The organism is Lyngbya sp. CCY1209, assembly GCF_035615495.1.
Taxonomy (GTDB): Bacteria; Cyanobacteriota; Cyanobacteriia; order Cyanobacteriales; family Microcoleaceae; genus Limnospira.
Genome location: NZ_JAJENU010000054.1, coordinates 1 through 413, shown reverse-complemented (window position 1 = coordinate 413; position 413 = coordinate 1). Strand labels below are relative to the sequence as shown.

The window sequence follows — 413 nt, the reverse complement described above, 5'->3', positions numbered from 1 at the left end:
TCGGCCGAGTCGAACTGCAACATCTGCGTGCCGATGCCCCCCCGGTGGCTGCTCCGCAGGTTCTTCATCGAAATCTGTTTGATAAATCCCCGTTCCGATACCAATAGCAAATTCTCCGCCGCCGTCAGGGTGACGCACCCCGCCAGACGCTCCTGTTTCCGCAGCCGCGTCGCCTGGGAACCCTGAGCCGATCGCCCCATCACCGGGATCTGGTCGCCGTCGATATCCATCCGCATCAGCCGCCCCCCGGAGGTCGCCAACACGACGCGATCGCCCGGTTTGCTAAGGTTGGCATAACTCAACTCGTCCTGATCTTTGAGCTTGATCACCGTAATTCCCCGATTGGTCAATTCCGTCAGGTCGGACAGGGCCAGCCGCTTGATTTTACCCTGTCCCGACAGCAGGATCAGGTC

Annotated in this window: 1 protein-coding gene; it reads right to left on the bottom strand. The window is 60.3% G+C overall.

The window, feature by feature from the left end; all coding sequences use genetic code 11:
* The coding region (locus LKE08_RS00285; protein WP_324702194.1) for a DNA gyrase C-terminal beta-propeller domain-containing protein at positions 1–413 on the bottom strand (413 nt) is incomplete at both ends.